The organism is Lapillicoccus sp. (assembly GCF_046595215.1).
Taxonomy (GTDB): domain Bacteria; phylum Actinomycetota; class Actinomycetes; order Actinomycetales; family Dermatophilaceae; genus Lapillicoccus.
On record NZ_JBKJPP010000210.1, the window covers coordinates 1 to 21,936 of the forward strand.

The following is a 21,936-nucleotide window of genomic DNA, read 5'->3' on the forward strand; positions in this document are numbered from 1 at the left end:
CATGACCGCCAGCTCGTCAAAGAACTCGACACCGATCGAGGCCTCCATCGCCCCCGGCTGCGGACCATGGGGGTGTCCACCGGGGTGCACCGAGATCGAGCCCTTCCCGATGCCGGAGCCCTTGCGCGCCGCGTAGTCGCCGTCGACGTAGAACATGATCTCGTCGCTGTCGACGTTGGAGTGGTAGTAGGGCACCGGGACCGACAGCGGGTGGTAGTCGACCTTGCGCGGCACGAAGTTGCAGACAACGAAGCCCGCCCCCTCGAACACCTGGTGGACCGGCGGGGGCTGGTGGACGCGTCCGGTGATCGGCTCGAAGTCGCGGACGTTGAACACGTAGGGATAGAGGCACCCGTCCCAGCCGACGACGTCGAGCGGGTGGAACGGCAGGGTGTGCACCGTGCCGACGACCCCACCCGGGCCGTTGCCGCGGTGCGTGATCAGCACCTCGGTCTCGTCGTCCGCACTGGCCCCGATGTCCTCGGCCAGCAGCGGACCGTCCGGGAGGCGGAAGTCCCGCTCGCAGTAGGGGGCGTGCTCGAGCAGCTGCCCGTATTTCGAGAGGTAGCGCTTCGGCGGCCCGATGTGCGAGTTCGCCTCGATGACATAGGTCCGCAACGGGTCCTTCGTCGACCGCTTCGGCAGCCACCGGTGGGTCGTCGCTCGCGGGATGACGACGTAGTCGCCCTCCGCCACGTCGAACGCCCCGAACACCGTCTCCACCCGGCCCCGCCCGCGCTCGACGTAGACGCACTCGTCCCCGATCCCGTTGCGGTACCACGGACTCGGCTGCGCCGACACGGCATACGAGATCCGCACGTCGCCGTTGCCGAGGACCAGCCGCCGACCGGTGACGGGGTCGGTCGCGCGGATCGCCTTCGCGTCGAAGAGGTCGTGCAGCGTGAGGTGGCGCGGTTGCAGCGGGTGGTTCGGCGTCGTCGACAGGTCGGGCAGGGGCCACGCCCGGACGGCACTGACCGTCGACGGGATGTTGCGGTGGTAGAGCAGGGACGAGTCGCTGCTGAAGCCCTCCTCCCCCATCAGCTCCTCGTAGTAGAGCTCGCCCGGGCTCCGGCCCCGCGCGGGACGGCGATGTTGCGTGTGCCGCTTCGGCGGGACGCTGCCCAGCCGCTGGTAGTGCGCCATCGTCTCCACTCCCTTTGCCGTCGACGGGCCTTGTCGGTGCCAGCCTAGACGCCGGTGAAGTAGCCTGCGGAGCATGCCGATGACGCCTGCCCTTCCGTCGGCGACGCACGTCCCGTGGCCGGCCGTGCAGGCGCTCTTCACCCGGCTCATCGACGACGCCGCGGTCTTTCCACCGGGTCTCGCACCGCTGGACCGGGCGGTCTCCGAGCACCTCTCGCGCCGCCGGTATGCCGGACTCGTGGGTCCGCTGCTCGTCCCCGCCGCCGCGGCCGGAGACGTCGGAAGTCTTGCCGCGTCGAGCGGTTCGGCGATCCCGTTGCGGGTCGCCCTGGTGACGCGGCCGGGCGCCGCGAGCGAACCCGTCCGGGCGGGGGTTGACCTGCTGCGAGACGACGCCGCCATCGAGGTGAGCGGCATCGAGATCGGGTGGAGCCCGTCGTGGCGCGAGCTGCTCGACCTCGGGGCGCCGGTCACCGTCGAGATCCCCCGCGAGGGACACGACGTGGCGCTCGCCGACGTCGCGAGGGGGGCGAGCCGCACACCCGCGGTCCAGGCGGTCCCGGCGGTCCAGGCGAAGTTCCGCACCGGCTCCACCGACACGTGGACATGGCCCGACGAGGACGAGCTCGCGCGCTTCGTCCACGGGTGCGTCGGGCACGGGGTCGCGTTCAAGCTCACGGGCGGGCTGCACCACGCAATGCGCGGCGAGCACGGAGCCGGCGCTCTGCCCGACCCCCAGCACGGTCTGCTCAACGTGCTCGTGGCGGTGCATCGTGCCGTCGAGGGCGACACGACGGCAGAGCTCGGATCCGTTCTCGCCGAACGCGATCCGGGCAGGCTCGCCTCAGCCGTGGCGGAGCTGACCGGCGCGGAGGTGAGCGCCGTGCGGGCTGTCTTCACGGCATACGGGTGCTGCTCGGTGAGCGACCCCATCGATGAGCTGGCGGCTCTCGGCCTGCTCGCGCACGACCTCGACGAGGAGTGAGACATGACGACCTGGCTCGACGTGCCGGCTGACGACCCGTTCGGGATCGCCACGCTGCCCTACGGCGTGTTCTCCACCGACGACCCCGACCTGCGACGGGTGGGGGTGCGGATCGGTGACCAGGTCCTGGACGCCGCCCGGGCTGCCGAGGCCGCCGGGATGGAGTCCGGACTCCTCTGGGAGGCGCCGACGCTCAACCCCTTCCTCTCCCTCGGTCCCCAGGCGTGGGAGGCGGCGCGGGCGTGGCTCACAAAGGTGCTGACCGACGAGGCCTACCGGGACGCCGTCGAGCCACACCTGGTGCCCCTGACCGACGTGACGATGCACCTGGCGATCGAGGTCGCTGACTACGTCGACTTCTATGCCAGCGAGCACCACGCCACCAACGTCGGCACGCTCTTTCGCCCCGACAACCCCGCCCTGCCGCCGAACTGGAAGCACCTGCCGATCGGATACCACGGACGCGCGGGGACGGTCGTCGTCAGCAGCACCGATGTCGTGCGGCCCGTGGGACAGCGCAAGGCTCCGACCGACCCCGCGCCGGTCTTCGGTCCCAGCGTGCGTCTCGACATCGAGGCCGAGCTGGGATACGTCGTCGCGGGCGCGACCGCGCTCGGGACCCGTGTGGGTGTGGGCCAGGCCGCTCAGCACCTCTTCGGAGTCGTCCTGCTCAACGACTGGTCCGCCCGAGACATCCAGGCGTGGGAGTACGTCCCGCTCGGCCCGTTCCTCGGGAAGTCGTTTGCCACCAGTGTGTCCGCATGGGTGACGCCGATGGCAGCGCTCGCGTCGGCCCGGGTCCCGCTGCCGGGTCAGGACCCCGAACCGCTGCCCTACCTGCGCGGGAGCCCGGACGAGGTGTTCGGTCTCGACGTGCGCTACGAGGTGCGGGTCAACGACACCGTCGTGGCGACGCCGCGGCACGCCGACATGTACTGGTCGCCCGTGCAGATGCTCGCCCACCTGACCGTCAACGGGGCCTCGTTGCGAGACGGGGACCTCTTCGCGTCGGGAACGATCAGCGGACCAACCCCGCAGAGCCGGGGCAGCCTGCTGGAGCTGACGTGGAACGGCACGGAGCCGCTCAATCTCGACGACGGGGCGACCCGTGGCTTCCTTGAGGACGGTGACACCGTGACGATGACCGCGTGGGCACCCGGTCCCGACGGGGCCCGCATCGGCATCAGCGAGGTCACCGGCACGATCCGGCCCGCAGCCTCCTGATGCGCGCCGTGCACCCCACCGCGAGGGGTGGGAGGCGTTCTCAGCGCTGCCGGCTGAGCACGACGTTCGTGTCCGCGATCTTGTCGTGCAGAGCCTGGCGTTTCCCGTCCCACAGCGGCCACAGCACATCGAGCGCCGGCAGGATCGAGACGATGGTCCCAAGGACCGGGATGATGCTGAGCAATGTGCAGCCGACAGGGAGGGCTTGGCGCTTGAGCGCGTCGACCACACTGAGGTGTCCGGGCCGGTCACGGCGCCGGACGGCCAGGCCGAGCGCCATCTTCCCCGGGGTGGCCCCCTTCTTCGTGAGGAAGAGGGTGTTGTAGACGACCTGGGTGACGACGGCGATGACCAGATAGGGCCAGAGGTAACCCAATAGCTGGCTGGTCAGGGCCGCCTGGTCGATGACCGGCGCGGCGCCATTCGCCGACTGTCGCACGATGTCGCCGATCACCGCGAGGTACCACTGGAAGAACCGGTACAGGAAGTAGCCGCCGAGGACGGCCGTCACCACCCCCAGGATGAGGTAGTCCAGCACGTAGGCCCCGGCGCGTTGGCCCCAGGAGGCCAGCGGCACCCCGTCAGGTGTCGTCATCCCCCCGAGCGTGACGCCGTAGCCGCCCTGCGGTGGCATCTGGGCGTAGGGGTTCTGGCCCGGCGACTGCTGGCCGTAGGGCGGCTGCTGGCCGTGGGGCGGCTGCTGGCCGTACGGCTGGTCGGCCGGCGGTCCGCCTGAGGACCCGGCCCGCGTCGGGGCCTGGGCCTGGGCCTGGGCTTGGCCGATCGTCGACTGCGCGGCTGTCGGTGAGGCCTTGGGGGCGCGGTTCTCGGTCCAGATGACCCCGTCGAAGTAGCGCAGGTACGTGGGGTCATGGGGGTCGTCGTACCACCCCGAGGGCTGAGTCATGCCCTGAGAATGTCACAGCCGTCGGGGTGTCGGCGTCAGAGGTTGCCGCGCAGGTCCTGCTCGCGCTCGATGGCCTCGAAGAGGGCCTTGAAGTTGCCCTTACCGAAGCCGAGGGACCCATGTCGCTCGATGAGCTCGAAGAACAACGTCGGACGGTCACCGAGCGGCTTGGTGAAGATCTGCAGGAGGTAGCCGTCCTCGTCACGGTCAACGAGGATCTTGCGCTTCTGGAGCTCCTTGATCGGGGCTCGCACGTTGCCGATGCGCTCCCTCAGTGCCTCGTCCTCATAGTAGGAGTCGGGGGTGTCCAGGAACTCGACACCGTTGGCACGCAACGCATCCACGCTCGCGAGGATGTCGTTCGTGGCCACCGCGAGGTGCTGGGCCCCGGGCCCGCGGTAGAAGTCGAGGTATTCGTCGATCTGGCTCTTGCGCTTGGCGATGGCCGGCTCGTTGAGGGGGAACTTGACCCGATGGTTGCCGTTCGCGACGACCTTCGACATCAGCGCGGAGTAGTCGGTGGCGATGTCGTCGCCGATGAACTCGGCCATGTTCACGAAGCCCATGACCTTGGTGTAGAACGTCACCCACTCGTCCATCTTGCCGAGCTCGACGTTGCCGACGATGTGGTCGAGCGCCTGAAAGAGCCGCCTGGGCTCGCCGTCGCGCTTGGCCCAGGTGCTCGACCGAGCGACATACCCCGGAAGGTACGGCCCGGCATACGCCTTGGTGGCTCCGACCCCACCGCTGACGCGCTGTACGAGGGTGTGCCGCGTCTCGCCGTAGGTCGCGATGGCGGCAATGCGCACGGTGCCGTGCTGGTCGGTCAGGTCCTCGGGCTGGCGGACGACCGTCGCGCCGGCGCGCACCGCCTGGGCGATGCAGCGGTCGACGTCGGGCACCTCGAGGGCGATGTCGACGACGCCGTCGCCGTGCTTGCGGTGGTGTTCGACCAGCGGGCTGTCCGGATCGACGGCGCCGTTGATGACGAAGCGGATCGAGCCAGATCGCAGGACATAGGACGCGTGGTCGCGGTTGCCGGTCTCTGGGCCGCTGTAGGCGATGAGCTGCATGCCCCACGCGGACCCGAAGTAGTGCGCCGTCTGGGCGGCGTTGCCGACAACGAAGACGATCGCGTCCCACCCGGTCACCGGGAAGACGTCGCGCTCCTCGTCGTAGTCGACGAGGCCGACGAGCTGCTTGAGCTGGTCGACGTCGAGGTCGGCCTCGCGCTCCTGGGCGGTCAGATCCGCTGCAGTGTCGGTCATGGGCCTGAGCGTGGCTGTCCGAGGCGCGGTGGTCAACCGGACGCCCATTGTCTGGTCAGAGTGCGCACACTGTTGCCTGTATGCCGGGAAATACTGGACACTTTGACCATGCCACGGGCGCGCGGAACCATCGACGACCTGGACGCCCGCATCATCGGCCTCCTCATCCAGGACCCGGCAATCGGCGTCCTCGGGGCCTCCCGGCGGCTGGGCGTGGCCCGCGGGACGCTCCAGGCACGCCTCGACCGGCTCGCCGAGCGTGGCGTCATCACGTCCTTCGCGCCACACGTGGATCCGGGTGCGCTCGGCTATCCGGTGACGGCCTTCTGCACCCTCGAGATCCGCCAGGGACGCGGCCACGGTCCGGTCATCGAGCACCTCTCCGCGATCCCCGAGGTGCTGGAAGCGCACACCATCACCGGCTCGGGCGACCTCCTGATCCGGGTCGTCGCCCGAGACAACGCCGACCTCCAGCGGGTCATCGACCTGGTCGTCGACGACTCCCACGTCATCCGCGCCTCGACGGCGATCGCGCTGGCGACCCGGATCGAGCACCGCACACTGCCCCTCGTCGTGGCCGTCGCCCTCCCGCCGAGCCCCACTGATGCTGCATCCCAGAGTGGTACCGCTCTGGCATGAGCAAGCACAACGCGGCCGACTGCCGGAGGCTCTCGTCGACCAGATCGACGCACGCGTCCAGGAGGGCGTGCTCACCAGCCCAGCCGCCGTCGTCACCAGCGCCTCCGAGCATGAGTTCCGCCGCCGGCGGGCCGAGCGGGACGCCCGGATCTACGCCGCAACCGAGTCGCAGGACGACCCCGACGACCTAACGGCCTCTCTCGATGGGCGTCACGCGAGCATCCGGACCTCGACTGAGTGCGCCCGATCCACGCCGTCCGCCTGGACAGGGTCCGCCCCGAGGTCGCGCTCGGGCTGGCCGACACCGCCCGGTTGACGCAGCGTCAACCCCGCCCGGTGCGGGGCGGTCAGCGCCGGCCGACGAGCCACCTGCGGATCGTGTCGATCCGCGTCCCCACCTGCTCGGTGCTGGCCGCCTCGAGGGTCGGCCCGCCGCAGACCCGCCGCAGGTCGTGGTGCACCATCGCGTGGGGTGACGTCATCTTGCGGGCGTAGGCAGCGACGAGCGTGTTCAGCTCCTTGCGCTGGGCCGCCAGGGCGCGGTGCGCCGCCACGGGCGCGGCCGCTCCCGGGTTGCGGGCGCTCTGCTTCGTCTGGTGCGCGCGCAGCAGCACGGCGACCTGGTCGGGCTCCAGCAGGCCGGGCAGCCCCAGGTAGTCCTGTTCCTCCTGCGACCCCACGCTCGCGTGCATCCCGAACTGCTCGGAGTCGAACAGCACGTGGTCGAAGTGCGCCTCCGACTCCAGCGCCTCGAAGCCGCCCTCGTCGACCCGGGCCTCGGCCTCGGCCCGGTTCGCCTCGGTGAGCATGCCCTCCTCCTCGGCCCAGATCGACGCGACGTCCTGGGCCCCCCTGCGCTCGAGGGCGTGGTCGCGCTGCTCCTCCATCCGGGAGGCGTGGTCGAGGATGACCGGCACGGACGGGAGGAATACCGACGCCGTCTCACCGCGGCGACGGGCCCGCACGAAACGGCCCACCGCCTGGGCGAAGTAGAGCGGCGTCGACGTCGAGGTCGCATAGACCCCGACGCACAGCCGCGGCACGTCGACGCCCTCGGAGACCATCCGGACCGCGACCATCCACCGCGACGAGCCCCCACCGAAGTCCTCGATCCGCGTCGACGACCCGGCGTCGTCGGACAGGACCACGGTCGGCTTCTCGCCGCAGATGGTGGTGAGGATCGCGGCATACGCCCGGGCCTGGGTCTGGTTGGAGGCGATGACGAGCCCGCCGGCGTCCTCGACGTGGCGCCGCACCTCGGTCAGCCGCTTGTCGGCGGCCGCGAGCACGGCGGGGATCCACTCCCCCTGGGGGTCGAGGGCGGTGCGCCAGGCGTGCGCGACCATGTCCTTGGTCATTGGCTCGCCGAGGTTGGCCGCGAGCTCGTCGCCAGCCTTGGTGCGCCAGCGCATCGCACCGCCGTAGGCGAGGAACAGGACCGGCCGGACCACGCCGTCGCGCAGCGCCTCGGCATAGCCGTAGGTGTAATCGGGCGCCGAGGTGAGGATCCCGGCATGGTCCATCTCGTAGCGGACGAACGGGATCGGCGAGGTGTCGGACCGGAAGGGGGTGCCGGTCAGCGACACCCGCCGGGTCGCCGGGTCGAACGCCTCCCGGATCGCGTCGCCCCACGACTTCGCGTCGCCCCCGTGGTGGATCTCGTCGAGGATCACGAGGGTGCGCCGGGCGGCCGTGAGCTGGCGGTGCAGTGCCGGTCGGGCGGCGACCTGGGCGTAGGTCAGGGCGACCCCGTCGTAGTCGTCCGAGTGCCGCCCCGCCACGTTGGAGAACGTCGGGTCCAAGGAGATGCCCACCCGCCCCGCGGCATCGGCCCACTGGGTCTTGAGGTGCTCGGTCGGTGCGACGACGGTGACCCGCTGGATGACCCCGCGCCCGATCAGCTCGGTCGCGAGCCGGAGGGCGTACGTCGTCTTGCCTGCGCCCGGAGTGGCCACCGCGAGGAAGTCGGTCGGGTCGGCCTCGAGGTATGCCGTGACCGCGGCGGCCTGCCATGCGCGCAGCTTGGCAGCCGTACCCCAGGCCGCTCGTTCCGGGAATGCTGGTGGGAGATGGGAGGCGGCCGACGTGCTCATAGGAGGATGACTCTAACCGCTCGAGGTGGACATGTCAGACGCCGACACGGACCCTCCAGACCTGTCACTCGGACCCGTCGCCGCCGCCGTCCTGCGGTGCCCGCAGGCCCTGGTAGATCTCCTTGCAGACGGGGCACACGGGGAACTTGTTCGGGTCGCGTCCCGGCACCCAGATCTTCCCGCAGAGCGCCACGACCGGGTCCCCCGACAGGGCGCTCTCGAGGATCTTCTCCTTGCGCACGTAGTGGCTGAAGCGCTCATGGTCCCCCGGCTCGGCGAGCTGCTCGTCGACCTGCTCCCGCTCCAGGACGCTGGTGGACGTGCGAGGTCCGCTGGGCTCGAGCCGAGGGGCGGCGAAGGGGTCCTCGGGCATCTCTTGGCTCATGCCCAGAGTGTATGCCGGGTGTCAGGCCGTCCCCGGTCGTCCCCGACGTCAGGCGCGGAGGGACTCAGGAGTCGAGGGCGCGCCACGGGGTCAGTCGGCCGTGCGCCACCGTCGCCACCAGCGGCGCCGTCTCGAGGCCTGCTCCGGCGCCGGCGCGGCCATGGCGGTGCGCTCGGCCGCCAGCCGGCGCTTGAGCTCCGACCACTGCGCCGCGACCTCGTCGACGTCGACGGTCCTGGCCAGCAGCGGCGGCAGGTCCCCGACGGCGGGGCGCAGCCGGTCGAGCTTGACGCGCCGGTTGAAGTCCTCGAGGAGCTCACGCACCTGGGCCTCGGTGCGCACGTCGGCCAGCGACCCGGGAAAGCCGGACGCCTCCCTACGCAGGGCCAGTGGCGTCGGCAGGGCGCCGGAGATGTCGAGGTTCTCGCGCTTGATGTAACCCTTCACCCACCAGTCGGCGTCGTTCGGGTCCCCGAGGGGCGGCAGCGGCTTGCCGGCCCCTGGCAGGTCGTCGAACTCCCCGCGCTCCTGGGCCTCGCGGATCTGCTTGTCGACCCAGCCCTCGTAGTACTGCTGTGACATGGGCTGCCTCCTCAGTTCAGCGACGGGTCGTCGGGATAGGTGGCCACGAGCTTGAGGTTGTCGCGCTGGCGGCTCAGCACCTCGGTCCACAACCGCCCCGGGTACTCCGTGAAGGCGTCACGCGCCTCGTAGTCGACGACGTACCAGTCTCCGCGCGCCACCTCCTCCTCGAGCTGCGAGGGTGACCACCCGGCATACCCGGCGAAGATGCGCATTCCGGCGACCTCCGCCGCGACGAGCGTTGGTGGCGCATCGAGGTCGACGAGCCCGACGCCCCCGAAGAGGTGCCTGACCCCCATCGGCTCGGGGTCGTCGCCGGGCACGGTGACGAGGCCGATCGCGGAGTTCAACTCGACGGGTCCGCCCTGGAAGAGCGTCTGCGGGAGGGTGGTGACGACCTTCCACCCGGGCAGCACCGACTCGATGTCGGCCTCGAGCGGACGGTTGAGGACGACCCCCTGGGCGCCGTCGTCGTCGTGGTGCAGCACGAGGACCACGGCACGGCGGAAGGTGCCGTCCTCGATCTGGGGTGTCGCCACGAGGAGGCGGCCCACGCAGAACTGATCCCCGGACGCCGTCACGCCCCCATCATCCCATCCGGGGTGTCGGGGGCGTGACGGTCACTCGTCACCGTCGGCGTCAGCTGCGGGCGTCGCGACGCTGGGGGCGATCCTCACCGAAGCGACGGGCCCCGCCGTGCTGGGGACGGAAGCCACCCTTGCTGCCGTGGCGCGGGCCGCGCGAGCCGCCCGGTCCGCGACGGTGCTTCTGCTCGCCCTCGAGGAGGCGACGGAACGCCTCATCGGGCACGGGGACCCCGCTGGGCGTGCTCGCGCCAGCGGCGGCGAGCACGGGGTCCCCGGGGACGGCCCTGGTCGGCACGACATCGACGCCGGCCTCGCGCAGCTGGCGCTCCATGCCTTTGCGCTGATGCGGCAGGGCGAGGGTCACGACGGTGCCCCTGTCCCCGGCGCGGGCGGTGCGGCCGGACCGGTGGAGGTAGTCCTTGTGGTCGGCCGGCGGGTCGACCTGCAGGACGACCGACACGTCGTCGACGTGGATGCCGCGAGCGGCGACGTCCGTGGCGACGAGGACCTGCAGGCTGCCGTCGCGGAAGGCTCCCAGCACCCGGTTGCGCGCGCCCTGGTTGAGGCCGCCATGGAGGGCCGCCGCCAGGACGCCCTGCTCCCGCAGCTGCTCGGCAACGCGGTCAGCGCCGAGCTTGGTCCGCACGAAGACGAGCGTGCGACCCACGCGGTTGGCGACCTCGGCGGTGATGACCTTTTTGTGCTGCGGGTCGATGAGGAGCACGTGGTGCTCCATCGTCGTCACGGAGGCCTTCGCGTCGTCGGTCGAGTGGGTCACCGCGTCGGTGAGGTAGCTCTTGACGAGGCCGTCGACGCCCTTGTCGAGGGTCGCCGAGAAGAGCAGTCGCTGACCGCCGACCGGCATCCGGTCGAGGATCGTCGTGATCTCCGGGAGGAAGCCCATGTCGGCCATGTGGTCGGCTTCGTCGAGGATGGCGATCTTGATGTCGTCGAGCTCGACCGCACCGCGTTCGATGAGGTCGTTCAGGCGCCCCGGGGTGGCGATGAGCAGGTCGACGCCGCGGTTGAGGGCGTTGATCTGGGTGGTGTAGCTGAGCCCGCCGGCGACGAGCTTGTGCTTGAGACCGACCACGTGCACGAGCGGCTCGAGGGCATCGGAGACCTGCATGGCCAGCTCGCGGGTCGGGACGAGGACGAGGGCGCGCGGTCGGCGGGGAGCCGACTTCGGGCCGTCGTTGACGAGGCGGGTCAGCGTCGGCAGGCCGAAGGCCAGCGTCTTGCCGGAGCCGGTCTGGCCGCGGCCGAGGACGTCGCGGCCGGCGAGGGCATCGGGGATCGTCGCGATCTGGATCGGGAACGGTGTGGTGATGCCGTCCCGGGCGAGCCGCTCGACGAGCCGCTCGGGCAGACCTAGGGCGGCGAAGCCGTTGTCCTCGGCCACTTCGACGGGGTTCTCGCTCACGCTCTTGTGGGTCGCCTTGGTCCAGGTGTCCGCGTCCATGCGCTCGGCCTCGGCGTCCCGGCCGATGCGGTCCTCCCGCTCCCAGGATGCGTTGTTGCCCTTGTGGTTCCAGCGGTCGTCGCGAGCCGGACGCTCGTAGCTCGGACGCTCGGTGCGGGGGGCACGGTCCGTCCGGTCATGGGCCGGGCGGTCGGTGCGGGCGGTGCGGTCGAACACGGGTCGCTCGGTGCGAGGTGCGCGGTCGTCGCGGCGCGGGGCGTAGCCGCCGGCGTCTCGGGCCGGACGGTCGTAGCTCGGCCGGTCGGTGCGCGCGGGCCGGTCGTCGCGGCGCGGGGCGTAGCCGCCGGCGTCGCGGGCCGGACGGTCGTAGCTCGGCCGTCCGGTGCGCGCGGGACGGTTGTAGCTCGGGCGGTCGGAGCTCGGACGGTCAGTGCGTGCGGGACGGTCGTCGCGGGCCGGACGGTCGTAGCTTGGCCGGTCGGTGCGCGCGGGCCGGTCGGTGCGCGCGGGCCGGTCGTCGCGGCGCGGGGCGTAGCCGCCGGCGTCACGGGCCGGCCGGTCGTAGCTCGGCCGATCGGTGCGCGTCGGCCGGTCGGCGCGGGCCGGACGGTCATAGCTCGGCCGGTCGTCGCGGCGCGGGGCGCCGGCGTCGCGGGCCGGCCGGTCGTAGCTCGGCCGGTCGTCGCGGCGGGGGGCGTAGGCGCCTGCGTCGCGGGCCGGACGGGCGGACGTGCCGCTGCGCGGACCGCGGTCGGAGGAGCCCCCGGCATACGGACGGCTGCTGCCACCCTGCGGGGGACCGGACTGGCCGCGGTGCGGCTTCTTGGGGGCGGAGGCCTTCTGGGCCGTGGTCCAGCGGGCTTTCTTGGGCGCGCCAGAACTCATTTTCTTGGGCAAGACTGTTCAACTCACTTCGGGTACTCGAGTAGACACGTCTCGAGCCACCTGGCGAGGGCAACCATCTGCAGACGAGCCTCAGGCGCCATGTGGTGCTGCGCCCGGGTGGACCGGAATCCAGCTTGTGCTGTCCGGCGGGAACCCGCTCCGCGTTTGGGAATGTGCTCGACGCAGCCATGCGCCTCGGAGTAGGGTCTGGCAGAGTTTATCAGGACCGCGGAGATGCCCCGGACCATCCCCGCCGTGACCCCCACCACCACGCCAGGGCGGCGCCGAGCGCCACCCCCGCGAGGTCGGCGGCGACGTCGAGGGGGTCACCGGAGCGGTGCGGCAGCAGCGCGTGCTGGATCCACTCGCTCAGGAGCGCATGCACGGCGAGGACCAGGGCCGGTCCACGCCACCGGCGCAGGACCGCGGCCGCCGCGAGCACCGGCGCCGCGAAGAGGAGCACATGGACGGCCTTGTCCGTCCAGCTCACCGGACTCGACACCGTCACGACCGGCCAGTAGAGCGCGGCCAAGTGACCCGCGACGACCACCGCGAGCAGGCCCGTCAACGCCGTATGCCGGGCCTGCGACGCCCGCAGCTGCCCCCCTGGTGCGACCACGGGCCCCAGCCTACGGTCCCGAAGGGGAGGTGAGGGCGCTCCTCAAGGGGTCGGCGGGGTGGTCCTCGCGGCGAGGGGGCCCGTGGTCGTCGGCTCCACGGCGGCCGCCCCGGCGAGACCCGGCGTCGGGCAGCTCGCCGTGGTGGGCGAGATGATGGAGGTAGCCGTGGTCGAACTCGTCGGGGCCGTCGGGGCCGTCGGGGTCGGGTCACACGTTGGGGATGCGGCTGTCGTCGTCGGCGCAGCCGCCGTCGTTGCCGTCGTGGTGGTCGGCGGAATCGTTGCCGTCGTGGTGGTCGGCGGAATCGTCGCCGTCGTGGTGGTCGGCGGAATCGTCGCCGTCGTCGTGGTCGGCGGAATCGTCGCCGTCGTGGTCGTCGATGTCGTCGTCGTCGTGGTCGTCGATGTCGTCGTCGTCGTCGCCGGATTCGCCGTCGTCGACAGCGGCGGAATGGTCGCGGGCGATGACGGTGGCATCTGCGGGCTCGACGGTGGGGGCATCGGGCTCGCGACTGCCGGCACCGTGCTGGCCGTCGTGGTCCACGCCCGAGACGTCGTCGTCCCTGCCGGCACGATCGGGCCCAGGACCTGCATGGTCGTGTCGACAGGCACGATCTCGACGGCGGCCGGGGTCTGCGCCTGCCGCGGGCTCACCCCGACCGGGACCGTGCCGGCGCGGTCGATGCTCGGTGTGGCGCCGTCCCGGTAGGCCATCCCCCAGGTCAGGACCGAGGAGAGATAAGAGGAGGAGTAGTTGTAGCTGAGGATCGCTGCCGCGAGGCTCGCGCCGACGCTCAGGTCACGCCCTCCAGCGCAGAGGTAGGCACCCGCGGCCGTGGCCGCGTCGAAGACGTTGTGGGGATCGACGACCCCGTCGCCGTTGCCGTCCCGGCCCCACGTGCGCCAGGTCCCCGGCAGGAACTGCATCGGCCCGACCGCCCGGTCGTAGACGGGGTCGCCGTCGAGGGCCCCACCGTCACTGTCGCGGATCACCGCGGTGCCGGGAGTCGAGCCGTCGAGGCGGATGCCGAGGATCTTGCCGCGGGTGGTCCCGTTGGCGTCCACGCGACCGCCGGAGGCGTGCCCGGACTCGATCCGTCCGATGCCGGCGAGGACCCACCACGGCAGGTGGCAGGACGGGTCGCTGGAGGCGATGTACAGCTCGGCGCGGCGGTAGGCCGCAAGGACGGTGACCGGGATGCCGGTGGTGCCGGCGACCTCGGCGGGGCCGGCGACACCGGCTTCGCTGCGGCTGGCAATGGCGTTCGCGGCCTGGGCTGCGGCCAGGGAGACGTCGACCATCGTCCCCTCCCGTTCGGCCAGCTGGATCTGCATCACGAGGACCTCGTCCTGCGCGGAGGTCGGCGTCCGCTGACCATCGGCACCGGTGAGCGGCTCGTGGTCGCTGGCCCGCAGGTTGATCCCGGCCGCGACGGGAGACAGGACGGCGACGACCGGCGCGAGCGGGCCCGTCAACGCGACGGCGGGGATCGTCGAGCACAGCAGGGCGGCCGTGATCGCGCCCGGCACGGCGGCTCGACGACCGAACGTCCTGAGCCATCCATCGCGCGACGGCGCCTGCAGCCGGGCCTCCCGGGACAGCCTGAACGACTCCCCCAGCTCAGCCTGTCGCTGCCACTGCGCAACCGGGTCCACCCCGCGGACCACGCCCACCTTGCCCATGATGCCCACTCTTCGTCGCTTCCCACCGAGACTGGTCATGTGCCGCCCGACCCCCCCGGGCTGGGCGACTCAACCAATGTAGGACTCCCGGGCGACTCGCGCAGGCTGATCCGGTAAACCCAGCGTGACGGATGGATCCCGTTCTCCTCGATCCGGGGTCGCGACCCCGGAGGTACCGTCCGCGCCAGCCTCCGGCCCCCCGGGCGGGAATACGGCCGACGACGAGACCCGTTGACCCGCACATGGCAACGACAGACCTGACCGCCCAGACCTTCGAGCAGACCGTGCTCGACAACGACATCGTCCTTGTGGACTTCTGGGCGTCGTGGTGCGGGCCGTGCCTGCGGTTCGCCCCGGTCTACGACGCGGCGTCCGAGAAGAACGAGGGCGTGGTCTTCGCCAAGGTCGACACCGAGGCCGAGCAGGCCCTCGCGGCAGCGGTCGACATCACCTCGATCCCGACGCTGATGGCGTTCCGCGACAGCATTCTCGTCTTCCGACAGTCGGGGGCGATGCCGCCCGAAGCCTTCCAGCAGCTCATCGACCGGGTGGGCAGCCTCGACATGGACGAGGTCCGCGCCCAGGTCGCCGCCCAGAAGGCCGCCCCGCCGGAGAATGCGCCGACCGACGCCACTCCCCGCCACACCCACACCCACTGACCCGCGCGTCGTCCGGCCAGCCGCAGCCACCCGGACTACGGGGACGCGACGAGGGCCCGACCGGGAGAGCCGGCCGGGCCTTCGTCGTTGCTGACAGCGCGTGACGTGAGCCACCACGGGGCGTGGTGGAGGTGGCGGGAATTGAACCCGCGTCCGATGACGTGAGACCAGGACTTCTCCGGGCGCAGTGCGCTATGGCTTTTCTCGGCCCCAGGACTCGCACGCACACGTCCCCTGACAGGCCCAGCTGAGTAAGAGTCCCGCGCAGCCCCCCAACATGACTGCGCAGCAAGTCCTCTAGATGACGCCAGGCACTGAGTCGAGAACTAGCTCAGGCTGACGGACTTTGGAGCTCGCTCAGGCGGCGAGGGCAAAGTCGGTGCGATTGGAATCGGCACCTATTGGTTTGCACGGATCGTTAACGAGTTAACCGTGCGTCCTCGGCCCGCTTCTCCTGGAGTGACGACCACCGTCGAAACCGATCACCCCCATGAAGGCCCCGTAGGCCGGAGGGTGCACACGTCACGCTGTTGAGTTGTCAAGAGCACCAGTATGTCCTGCAACGGGGCAGCGTCCAAGTCCGTTCCCTCGACCCGTGCTGTCAGCGGGGCCGTGTAAGGATGGTCCTCAACCCAAGGAGACCCCCATGCAGATCGAGCGCACCGTCAGGACCGACCGGCCGATCGGCCAGGTCTTCGACTACCTCAGCGACTTCACCCACACCACCGAGTGGGACCCGGGCACCGTGCACACGGAGAAGACGTCCGGCGACGGCGGCGTGGGGACGACCTACCACAACGTGTCGAAGTTCATGGGCCGCGAGACCGAGCTCGAGTACACCGTCATCGACCACGTCCCCAACCAGCGCTTCGCGCTGCGCGGGGTCAACAAGACCGTGAGCGCCCAGGACACGATGACCTTCCGCAGCGTCGGCGGTGGCACCGAGGTCACCTACGTGGCCGCCTTCGAGTTCTCCGGCATCGCCAAGTACCTCGGACCGCTCATCAAGCCGGGCCTGAACAAGCTCGGCGACGAGGCCGAGTCGGGCATGCGCACCGCCCTGGCGAAGCTCTGACGACAGCCCGACAGCCCCGACCCGAGAGCGTCATGCCTCCCCTGAAGCGTGCCAAGCCCGGCCCCGGCCAGGAGTCGGTCTGGGACTACCCCCGACCGCCTCGGGTCGAGACGTCTGCCGAGCTCGTCGAGATCACGCTCGGGGGCGTCGTCGTCGCTCGTTCGAGCGATGCGCTGCGCGTCCTCGAGACCAGCCACCCCCCGACCTACTATCTGCCGCATGCCGACTTCGTTGCGGGCGCCCTCGTGCCGGTCGAGGGGTCCAGCTACTGCGAGTGGAAGGGCGTGGCGGCCTACCTCGACGTCGTCGGTGGTGATCGCGTCGCGGCCGCGGCGGGCTGGACCTACCCCACCCCCTCGCTGGGCTTCGAGGTGCTCCGGGACCACGTCGCCGTGATGCCCGCCGCAATGGACCGGTGCACCGTCGAAGGGCAGACGGTCCAGCCCCAGCAGGGCGGCTTCTACGGCGGCTGGATCACCTCGCGGGTCGTCGGCCCCTTCAAGGGCGGGCCGGGCACCCACGGCTGGTGAGCCGGCGACCGGGTGCTGCCGGGTGCGCCGGCGACCGGGTTCGGCGACGACGGGTCGGAAACGTTGGACGAAAGGACAACCGTGGACTGTGACGTCGTCGTCGTGGGCGCCGGCCTGGCCGGCCTCGAGTGTGCCCGGAGCCTGCTCCGGCGCGGTCTCGCGGTGGAGGTTCTCGAGGCGTCCGATGCGGTGGGGGGCCGCGTCCGGACCGACCGGGTCGACGGATTCCTCGTCGACCGGGGCTTCCAGGTCATCAACCCGTCCTACCCTGCGCTGCGCTCGCTGGTCGACGTCGGCGCCCTCGACCTCAAGCCCTTCGCGGCCGGTCTCGGAGTCCGCCGACCTGACGGGATCCACGTGCTCGCCGACCCCCGACGCTCCCCCACTCGACTTCTCGCCACCCTGCGCAGCGGCTACGTCCGGCCGCTGGAGCTGGCGCGGGTCGCGGCGTGGGTCGCCCCCTGCCTCGGCCCGGTCTCCCGGCTGCTCGACGCCGACGACGTGCCGCTGCTGGAGTCGCGCCTGGCTGCCGGCGTGGACGGGCACCTGTGGCGCGAGGTCCTCGAACCCTTCCTCGCCGGCGTCATCGCGGAGCGCGACGGCTCCACCTCGACCGCCTTCGTGCGACTGCTCCTGCGCAGCTTCCTCCTCGGCACCCCCGGCGTCCCGGCGCTGGGCATGGGCGCCCTCCCCCATCAGCTGGCCTCCGGCCTCGACGTCCGCCTCGACACCCCGGTCCGGTCGGTCACCGCGTCCGGCGACGACGCGATGGTGCAGACGGACGACGGCCCCGTGATGGCCCGCGCCGTCGTCGTCGCCACCGACCCCCGCACGGCCGCTCGGCTGACCCCGCTCGCTCCCGCCCGGATGCGAGGCTTCGTGACGGCGTGGTTCGGCGTCGACCAGGCGCCGTGGACCGAGCCGCTCATCCTCGTCGACGGACGGCAGGACTCCGACCGCCCGGTCGGCACCCCGCCGGGCCCCGTCGTCAACACAGCCGTGATGAGCAACGCTGCGCCGTCCTACGCACCGCCCGGGCGCCACCTCGTGCAGGCGACCAGCCTCCTCGACAACGCCGCCCCGGCGCCGACGGAGTCGCAGGTGAGGCGCCATGTCGGTGAGCTCTACGCCGCCGACGCCATGTCCTGGGACCTGCTCGCGTGGCAGGAGATCCCGCACGCCGTCACCGCCCAGCCCGCGCCGCTGGCGGTGCGCCAGCCGGTCGACCTCGGCGACGGCCTCTTCGTCTGTGGCGACCACCGGGACACCGCCTCGATCCAGGGCGCCCTCGTGTCCGGCCACCGCACGGCCCGGCTCGTCGCGCGCCGACTCAGGTCAGCGCCCGGGTCGACGCCCTCCTGACGCACGGACCGGCCGCCCCCCCGCAGCAGCCGGACGGACCCGCCCCCGGTGCCTGGGTGCGGACGTGGTTACATCGACGGGCTTCCTGCACCCCATAAAGGAGACTCCCATGACGACGACACGCGAGTGGCACCTGGTCCGACGTCCCCGCGGCGAGCCCCTCGACAAGGACTTCGCGCTGGTCGAGACCCCGCTGGCCCCCCTCGACGACGGCGAGATCCTCGTCCGCAACACCTTCCTGTCGGTCGACCCCTACATGCGCGGCCGGATGAACGACGTGAAGTCGTATGTCCCCGCCTTCCAGCTCGACCAGCCGATGGACGGCGGCGCGATCGGCGTCGTCGTGCAGGTCGGAGGGTCAGCGACCGACGCCACGGGCCGCGAGGTCGTCAAGGGCGACACGGTCCTGCACGGACTGGGGTGGCGCTCCCATGCGGTGCTCCCGGCACGCCGGGCGCGGGTCGTCGACGCCGCCCTGGCCCCGGCCCAGGCGTGGCTGGGGGTGCTCGGCATGCCCGGCCTCACGGCATACGTCGGGTTGACCCGCATCGCGCAGTTGCGTGAGGGAGAGCGGGTGTTCGTCTCGGCCGCGGCGGGCGCCGTCGGATCGCTCGTGGGCCAGATCGCCCGACTCAAGGGTGCCTCCCTCGTCGTCGGCAGCGCCGGCGGCCCGGAGAAGACCCGGTGGCTCACCGACGACGCCGGGTTCGACCGCGCCGTGGACTACAAGGCCACGCCGATCGGCACCGGCCTCAAGGAGGCCGCGCCCGAGGGCATCGACGTCTACTTCGACAACGTCGGCGCCGACCACCTCGAAGCCGCGATCTCGAGCCTGCGCCCGAACGGCCGAGCGGCGATCTGCGGGATGATCGCGCGCTACAACGACACCGAGGCGGCCCCCGGTCCGCGCAACATGGCGATGATCATCGGCAAGCGCCTCACCCTCAGGGGATTCATCGTCTCGGACCACGACGACCTGCGTCCCCAGTTCGAGGAGGAGGTCGGCGGCTGGCTGCGCGAGGGCAAGATCGTCTGGCGCGAGACGGTCGTCGAGGGGATCGACCAGGCCGTCGCCGGCTTCCGGTCACTGCTGTCCGGGGGCAACACCGGCAAGATGCTGATCCGCCTCTAGGAGAACAGTTTTCGGGCCGAACGCACCGTATGCCGGCTGGCCACCAGCGCCCGAGTGTCGTTGACTCGGCCACGGACGAGGACGTCGACGATCCGGTTGGCGCGGTGGGCGACCGCGCAGGCGATGACGCGACCTCTCGCCCAGTGAGACGCTTCACCAACCCCGATGGGCTTCAGAATCCGCGACGGGTTTGTGCCGTCGCCGTGGTTAGCCTGCTCCATTCACTGGCTCACTCGCTCCGACGCGGTGTCCGAGGCCCGCTGGTTGGCCCTGTTGGCCCGCTCGCCACCGCGCCGTTCCTGGTCGCTGGCGCGGGTCGGCCGGTGCGGTCTCGCCGGAGCCGTCGCGAGGGCCTCGAGATAGCGGAAGGCCCACCGCTGCACGTCGTGGTCGGCGACGCGCTTGCGCAGCGCTTTCATCCGCCGTCGACGCTCGTCCTCGGGGGCGGTGATCGCCCGCATGATCGTCTGTTTGAGGCCCTCGATGTCATGGGGGTTGCAGATGAAGGCCTGGTGCAGCTCGTGCCATGCCCCGGTGAACTCGCTGAGGACGAGCGCGCCGCCGAGGTCGTGCCGGCAGCTGACGTACTCCTTGGCGATGAGGTTCATGCCGTCACGCAGCGGCGTCACGAGCAGGACGTCGGCGGCCAGGAACATCGCCACCATCTCGGTGCGGGGGTAGAAGTGGTGGAGGTAGTGCACGGCTGGCTGGCCGATCGCAGAGAACTCTCCATTGATCCGCCCGACAGTGCCCTCGACCTCCTCGCGTAGATGGCGGTAGGCGTCCACACGCTCGCGGCTGGGAAGGGCCACCTGCATGAGCGTCACCCCGGGTGGGCCGATCGCCCGGTCTTGCAACAGCTCCTCGTAGGCCTTCAGCCGGTGCCGGATGCCCTTGGTGTAGTCGAGCCGGTCAACTCCGAGCATGAGAACCTCCGGGTCGCCGAGCGAGACACGGATCTCCGCCGCTCGGGCAACCACCTCGGGTGTGCGGGCGAGCTCGTCAAGCTCGCGGAAATCCACCGAGATCGGCATCGCCGTGGCCCGCACCGTCCGCTGCACCGAAGGGTCGTCGCCGGGCGGTGTGAAGGTGATCGTCTCGCCCCTGGTCGCCATGCCCAGCAGCCGGCGGCAGGCACGCAGGAAGTTCTCGGCGTCGGGGGTGCGCTGGAAGCCCAGGAGGTCCGCGCCCAGCAGACCCTCTACCAGGGCCCGGCGCCACGGCAGCTGGGCGAAGAGTTCCACGGGCGGGAACGGTATGTGGTCGAACCAGCCGATGCGCACATCGGGCCGGATCGCCCGGACCATCGCCGGGACCAGCTGCAGCTGGTAGTCGTGCACCCACACGGTGGCACCCGGCGCGGCCACCTCAGCGACGGCCTTCGCAAAGCGATGGTTGACCGTCCGGTAGGTGTCCCACCAGGCGCGGTGAAAGCTGGCCGGGACAATCACGTCGTGGTAGATCGGCCACAGTGTCTCGTTGCTGAAACCCTCGTAGTACTCCTCGACATCGGTGGGCGACAGACCCACCGGATGCAGGTGAGTCCCCTCCTCGCTGAACGGCTCGGGCGCCGCGCCGGGCTCGCCCGCCCATCCCACCCACGCGGCGTCGCGGCCGCGCATGACCGACTCCAGGGCGGTCACCAGACCGCCCGGACTGCGCTGCCAGGTGCCCCCGCCACCGGCATCGACCAGGCGTTCGACGGGGAGCCGGTTTGCGGCAACCACCAGATCAAACGTCGGTGCAGCAACACTCACGCGGAATCACCTCCTCCATTGGGGGGTCCAAGGTCACTGTGAGACAACCTCGATCATGCTCCGGTCCTGCCCCCGCCCTCCTCACAGGCACCCCTCGGGGACCACCGGTTCCGGAATCGCAGCGCGACCTGCTCGCCAAACTGCGTGGCGTGAAGATCCGCAGTCCCTCGCCCGGCTGGGGTCGGATCTCTCAGCCGGGCGCAATGAAGGTGCTCTTCCCGGTCGCGGCAGCGATGTCCTGCGCAGCGGTCTCGAGTAGCTGGTCGGCCAGGTGGCGCAGGGCCCGGGCGACCGCGACCTCGTCCCCGATCTCGGGAACCGACGCGTCCCTGGTGCTGCGGTGGCTCTGGCCACGGGCGGTCAGGTGGGTGGGCGCGTCAGACACCAGGACGACCTTGGCGCTGGTGTCGTCCCCGGACTCGAAGATCGACACCCGGACCTGCCACTCGCGGAGATGACGGCCGGGGGGCTGCGCAACCCCGCCCAGCGACGTGTCGGCGCTGGCCTCGGACGTCTCGGGAGGCACGCCGACCGACGCACCGGCGGCGTGCTCGGGCTCGGGCTCGGGACCGACCTTCAGGATCGAGCCCGGTCCGGGGTAGAGGAGCCCCGTGTGCCCGTCGGCCCATCGGACGAGGTACGGCGGCTCGCCGTCCTCACCCCTGACCTCCAGCACCTCACCGTCCCTCGTGGGTTCCTCGATGTGGCTGGCCGCGAGGATGATGCGATCTCCCTGGTGTGCTTTCATCGTCAGACTCCTGGTTGTGGGTGGTGTCGTGCAGCGACCGGTCACCTGCCCTCCAGCACAGCACCACCGCGGGCAGTTCGAGCAGGGCCATACGTCCTGTCGTCGCAACTGGCCGTTCGGGCTTGTGCTCCAGGACCCGAGTCTGTAGCGGTGGAAGCGGTGGCAGGAACCGGCTGCCTGTCCATGCGGTCGTCGGCCGGGGCGTGACCCGTCCGGCCGGCGATGTCCCGTATCTCGGGACCGTGAT

21 protein-coding genes and 1 other RNA gene are annotated in these 21,936 nt (G+C 71.1%); 8 read left to right on the forward strand and 14 right to left on the reverse strand.

Annotated features, from left to right (window positions below):
* Positions 1-1,146 (reverse strand): homogentisate 1,2-dioxygenase (locus ACLL9L_RS17515; RefSeq protein ID WP_411285934.1); only part of this gene is annotated, 1,146 nt, incomplete at its 3' end.
* Between the two features lie 73 nt (positions 1,147-1,219).
* Here ACLL9L_RS17515 and ACLL9L_RS17520 point away from each other — a divergent pair.
* Together ACLL9L_RS17520 and fahA are read left to right on the forward strand one after the other, a co-directional pair.
* A complete protein-coding gene (locus ACLL9L_RS17520) occupies positions 1,220-2,131 on the forward strand; it encodes a hypothetical protein (protein WP_411285935.1) in 912 nt (303 codons plus the stop codon).
* Positions 2,132-2,134: 3 nt separating this feature from the next.
* Positions 2,135-3,355 (forward strand): fumarylacetoacetase, encoded by a 1,221-nt coding sequence (fahA, locus tag ACLL9L_RS17525; protein ID WP_411285936.1) that lies wholly within the window; start codon positions 2,135-2,137, stop codon positions 3,353-3,355.
* A gap of 40 nt (positions 3,356-3,395) precedes the next feature.
* Here fahA and ACLL9L_RS17530 read toward each other — a convergent pair whose 3' ends face one another.
* A complete protein-coding gene (locus ACLL9L_RS17530; protein WP_411285937.1) occupies positions 3,396-4,262 on the reverse strand; it encodes an RDD family protein in 867 nt (288 codons plus the stop codon).
* A gap of 35 nt (positions 4,263-4,297) precedes the next feature.
* Positions 4,298-5,530 (reverse strand): 4-hydroxyphenylpyruvate dioxygenase, encoded by a 1,233-nt coding sequence (hppD, locus tag ACLL9L_RS17535; protein ID WP_411285938.1) that lies wholly within the window; start codon positions 5,528-5,530, stop codon positions 4,298-4,300.
* 108 nt (positions 5,531-5,638) lie between these two features.
* Here hppD and ACLL9L_RS17540 point away from each other — a divergent pair, with 108 nt between their 5' ends.
* Positions 5,639-6,169, forward strand: coding sequence for an Lrp/AsnC family transcriptional regulator (locus tag ACLL9L_RS17540; RefSeq protein ID WP_411285939.1), 531 nt, complete (start codon positions 5,639-5,641; stop codon positions 6,167-6,169).
* A gap of 210 nt (positions 6,170-6,379) precedes the next feature.
* Here the strand turns inward: ACLL9L_RS17540 and ACLL9L_RS17545 are convergent, their stop codons facing one another.
* The 8 genes from ACLL9L_RS17545 to ACLL9L_RS17580 all read right to left on the reverse strand — a co-directional run bounded on the left by ACLL9L_RS17545 (position 6,380) and on the right by ACLL9L_RS17580 (position 14,426).
* Entirely contained in the window at positions 6,380-6,538 is a 159-nt protein-coding gene (locus ACLL9L_RS17545; RefSeq protein ID WP_411285940.1) for a hypothetical protein, read from the reverse strand.
* Positions 6,517-8,262, reverse strand: coding sequence for a DEAD/DEAH box helicase (locus ACLL9L_RS17550; RefSeq protein WP_411285941.1), 1,746 nt, complete (start codon positions 8,260-8,262; stop codon positions 6,517-6,519). Before ACLL9L_RS17550 ends, ACLL9L_RS17545 begins: the two co-directional genes overlap by 22 nt.
* A 64-nt stretch (positions 8,263-8,326) precedes the next feature.
* Positions 8,327-8,647, reverse strand: coding sequence for a DUF3039 domain-containing protein (locus ACLL9L_RS17555; protein WP_411285942.1), 321 nt, complete (start codon positions 8,645-8,647; stop codon positions 8,327-8,329).
* A gap of 90 nt (positions 8,648-8,737) precedes the next feature.
* Positions 8,738-9,229: a DUF1992 domain-containing protein gene (locus ACLL9L_RS17560; RefSeq protein ID WP_411285943.1), complete on the reverse strand. Its 492-nt coding sequence runs from the start codon at positions 9,227-9,229 to the stop codon at positions 8,738-8,740.
* Positions 9,230-9,240: 11 nt separating this feature from the next.
* Positions 9,241-9,810: a YqgE/AlgH family protein gene (locus ACLL9L_RS17565; protein WP_411285944.1), complete on the reverse strand. Its 570-nt coding sequence runs from the start codon at positions 9,808-9,810 to the stop codon at positions 9,241-9,243.
* A gap of 58 nt (positions 9,811-9,868) precedes the next feature.
* Complete coding sequence (locus ACLL9L_RS17570) at positions 9,869-12,124, reverse strand: DEAD/DEAH box helicase (RefSeq protein WP_411285945.1); 2,256 nt, start codon at positions 12,122-12,124, stop codon at positions 9,869-9,871.
* 220 nt (positions 12,125-12,344) lie between these two features.
* Entirely contained in the window at positions 12,345-12,743 is a 399-nt protein-coding gene (locus tag ACLL9L_RS17575; protein WP_411285946.1) for a VanZ family protein, read from the reverse strand.
* Between the two features lie 42 nt (positions 12,744-12,785).
* Positions 12,786-14,426 (reverse strand): lytic transglycosylase domain-containing protein, encoded by a 1,641-nt coding sequence (locus tag ACLL9L_RS17580; RefSeq protein ID WP_411285947.1) that lies wholly within the window; start codon positions 14,424-14,426, stop codon positions 12,786-12,788.
* Between the two features lie 242 nt (positions 14,427-14,668).
* Here ACLL9L_RS17580 and trxA point away from each other — a divergent pair, with 242 nt between their 5' ends.
* Positions 14,669-15,085 (forward strand): thioredoxin, encoded by a 417-nt coding sequence (gene trxA, locus ACLL9L_RS17585; protein ID WP_411285948.1) that lies wholly within the window; start codon positions 14,669-14,671, stop codon positions 15,083-15,085.
* A 123-nt stretch (positions 15,086-15,208) separates the two neighbouring features.
* Here trxA and ssrA read toward each other — a convergent pair.
* Positions 15,209-15,575: a transfer-messenger RNA gene (gene ssrA / locus ACLL9L_RS17590) on the reverse strand.
* Between the two features lie 156 nt (positions 15,576-15,731).
* Between ssrA and ACLL9L_RS17595 the strand changes: the two genes are divergently transcribed.
* The 4 genes from ACLL9L_RS17595 (at position 15,732) to ACLL9L_RS17610 (ending at position 19,184) form a co-directional block, all read left to right on the forward strand.
* Positions 15,732-16,160, forward strand: coding sequence for an SRPBCC family protein (locus ACLL9L_RS17595; protein WP_411285949.1), 429 nt, complete (start codon positions 15,732-15,734; stop codon positions 16,158-16,160).
* A gap of 32 nt (positions 16,161-16,192) precedes the next feature.
* Complete coding sequence (locus ACLL9L_RS17600) at positions 16,193-16,690, forward strand: DUF427 domain-containing protein (RefSeq protein WP_411285950.1); 498 nt, start codon at positions 16,193-16,195, stop codon at positions 16,688-16,690.
* 81 nt (positions 16,691-16,771) lie between these two features.
* Positions 16,772-18,052: an NAD(P)/FAD-dependent oxidoreductase gene (locus tag ACLL9L_RS17605; protein WP_411285951.1), complete on the forward strand. Its 1,281-nt coding sequence runs from the start codon at positions 16,772-16,774 to the stop codon at positions 18,050-18,052.
* A 94-nt stretch (positions 18,053-18,146) separates the two neighbouring features.
* Complete coding sequence (locus ACLL9L_RS17610; RefSeq protein ID WP_411285973.1) at positions 18,147-19,184, forward strand: NADP-dependent oxidoreductase; 1,038 nt, start codon at positions 18,147-18,149, stop codon at positions 19,182-19,184.
* A gap of 221 nt (positions 19,185-19,405) precedes the next feature.
* On the opposite strand, the gene ACLL9L_RS17615 is transcribed toward ACLL9L_RS17610, so the two are convergent.
* Together ACLL9L_RS17615 and ACLL9L_RS17620 are read right to left on the reverse strand one after the other, a co-directional pair.
* Positions 19,406-20,941 (reverse strand): trehalose-6-phosphate synthase, encoded by a 1,536-nt coding sequence (locus tag ACLL9L_RS17615; protein WP_411285952.1) that lies wholly within the window; start codon positions 20,939-20,941, stop codon positions 19,406-19,408.
* Between the two features lie 190 nt (positions 20,942-21,131).
* Positions 21,132-21,689, reverse strand: a complete 558-nt coding sequence (locus tag ACLL9L_RS17620) for a dsRBD fold-containing protein (RefSeq protein ID WP_411285953.1) — start codon at positions 21,687-21,689, stop codon at positions 21,132-21,134.
* Between the last annotated feature and the right edge of the window lie 247 nt (positions 21,690-21,936).